Source organism: Methanobrevibacter arboriphilus JCM 13429 = DSM 1125, assembly GCF_002072215.1.
Taxonomy (GTDB): domain Archaea; phylum Methanobacteriota; class Methanobacteria; order Methanobacteriales; family Methanobacteriaceae; genus Methanobinarius; species Methanobinarius arboriphilicus.
This window is the reverse complement of the sequence record NZ_JXMW01000004.1, coordinates 1-2,500: the sequence shown is the minus strand read 5'-3', so window position 1 is coordinate 2,500 and position 2,500 is coordinate 1. Positions and strand designations below refer to the sequence as shown.

2 protein-coding genes (1 of these 2 cut by a window edge) are annotated in these 2,500 nt (G+C 22.6%); one reads left to right on the top strand and one right to left on the bottom strand.

The window, feature by feature from the left end; genetic code table 11:
• Window positions 1-1,490 carry the final stretch of a peptidase U32 family protein gene (locus MBBAR_RS10015; protein WP_143746115.1) on the top strand. It extends 1,531 nt beyond the left edge of the window, so only the last 1,490 of its 3,021 coding nucleotides appear in the window; its start codon lies beyond the left edge, outside the window; its stop codon occupies window positions 1,488-1,490.
• A gap of 227 nt (window positions 1,491-1,717) precedes the next feature.
• Here the strand turns inward: MBBAR_RS10015 and MBBAR_RS02885 are convergent.
• Window positions 1,718-2,500 (bottom strand): transposase (locus MBBAR_RS02885; protein WP_080459781.1); only part of this gene is annotated, 783 nt, incomplete at its 5' end.

The window sequence follows — 2,500 nt, the reverse complement described above, 5'->3', positions numbered from 1 at the left end:
TTAAAAAATCTATTGTGTCTATTAAATTCTCTATAGATTCTCAAAATTCAGATAGTTTATATTTTCCTGTGTTAGAAGCTAATGTTATTTTAGGTAATGGCAAAAAGCTAAATTTTATTGATAGAAGTAATGATTCTTGGGAACTTGCTAAAAATAAACCCATTACTACTAATCAACTTAAAAAACAGCTTTTAAAGATAGGGGATCTTCCTTTTTATATTGATAATATAAATATAATTTATTCTGGAAATCTGTTTGCTCCATTAAGTAAAATCAATGAGTTTAGAAGAGATTTTTTTAATAAGTTAGAGATTCTTATTTTAAATAGTTATATTCCTGATGATAATGATTTAAATATTTCAAAAAATAGGCTAAAAGATTTTAAAAGGGATCTTATAAGTAGTTCTAATATTAATAATAGTATTAGTAATGAGATTAGTATCAATAATAGCAATATTAATAGTAATAATATTAATAATAATAACAATAATAGTATTAGTAATAATAACAACATAAATAATAATATTAATAATAAAAGTGACATAAGTAATATTAATAATAACATTATTAATAAGAGTAATCATCTTGATAATAATAGGGTTGGTAATGAGAGTTTTAATATTATCAATGAAAGTTCTAATAATAAAACTTCTAAATATTCAGTATCTGCATATATAAATGATCTTGAGATTCTTAAAAATATTTCAAACAATGATGATGGAGAAACAAGTTTCAATCGATTGTATTTAGAGGTACCAGTTGAAAATGATTTTTTAGAATCAAAACCTATTGATGTTAGTTATTATATAATGTTTTTAAAGGAAGCATTAAATATTTCAAATAATCAAAAATATGAACTTGTGTGGAAATGGCCGGATATAGCTCATAAAGACACTAAAGAGGGATTAATTAAGGTAGTTGCAATATTAAAGAAATTAAACATAAAGATAAATATTATGACAAGTTTATTGGGTGTGAATAGTTATTTAAAAGATAATTATAGTGTTAATATTTATGGTTCTTATTCATTAAATGTTTTTAATTCTATTTCTGCCTCAAATCTTAAAGACTTTGATTTATTGACTTTTTCTCCTGAATTATCTATCAATGATTTAAAAACTTTAATGGATAATTATGAAGCTAAAAATCCTGTTCCTGAAGTTCTTGTTAAGGGTAATATAGAAACTTTGATAACTAGAAAACCATTTATAGATAAAAAACATTATAGTTATATAACTAGTATTTGTAATAATAATCCTAAATTTAATTTTATTAAAAATAAAAGTATTAATGATATTAATTTTTATTTGAATGATCTTAAGAATAACTTTTATCCTATCAAAAGTGTGGAGGATGGAAACTTAATTTTAAATAGTTATGAGACTTCTTTGGTAGATCAAATTCCTCGTTTAGCTTCATTTGGTATTAATAATTTTTCAATTGATGCTCGATGGAAATCTAAAGATTATCTATTAAATTTAAAATTATAATTAAATTTATTATATTTTTATTAGTTTATTTCTAAATTCTTTTTATTTTTTATTTAATTCTTTTAGCTATTTTTAGTTATTTTTTTAACTAATTTTTTTAGTTAATTCTTTTAGTCAATTCTTTTTAGCTAATTTTTACTAGTATTAATATTTTTACTAGTATTGTTTTTAGTAAATATTTTTTAGTTTTTAGTATTTTTAATTATAATATTTAGGGTGCTAGATTTTTAGGTTTCTGAGAGCTTTTGCATGCTCTCTGATTCGTTGTATCCTTGTTTTATGATGAGTCCTGTTAAAAGTACAAGCAGATAACTTGTTTTTGCTATGGATTCTTTTGTATATTTGTGGAATTTGTTATTTTTCAGTCCTTTTTTGGTTAATTTGAAGAAATCTTCGATTTTTCCTCTTATTTTTTTAAATTTCTTCCATTTGGTGATTAGTTTTTTGAATTTAGAAACTAATTCTTTGTAAATGTCTTCTTTTTTGTTTTTAACTTTGAAATATTCTAAAGGATAATTGAATTGGCTTAAAATTTTGTTTATTTTCATGTTTTCTTTTGGAAATATTAATGGAACTATTTTATACTTTAAAATTCCCTCACGATAATTATTAAAACTTATATATCCTTTATCTGCTATTATAATGTCTTTGTTTCTTATTATTCTTCTTTTTCTTAGTTTTTCCATTATTTCAGGGAATAATTCAGAGTCATGCTTAGATCCTTTATGTATTAACATGGTCAATGGTTGTCCAGTGTGATAATCAAGTGCTAAAGTTAATTTAAACCCTATATAAAACCCTTTTGAAGCTGATTTGGCCCAATAAAGCCCTTTTTTCTCGAGAAATTTTTTAGTGTAATTTTGCTTGTTCCAGTTCATATCAACCTGTATATCGGTTCCATCAATTAAAACTGTGCGTTTTCCTCTTTTAATTGGTTTAAATTCCTTATTTAATGTTTTAATCACGAATTCAAGTATTTTCTTTTGATTAAATCTTGCCAAAAATTCATA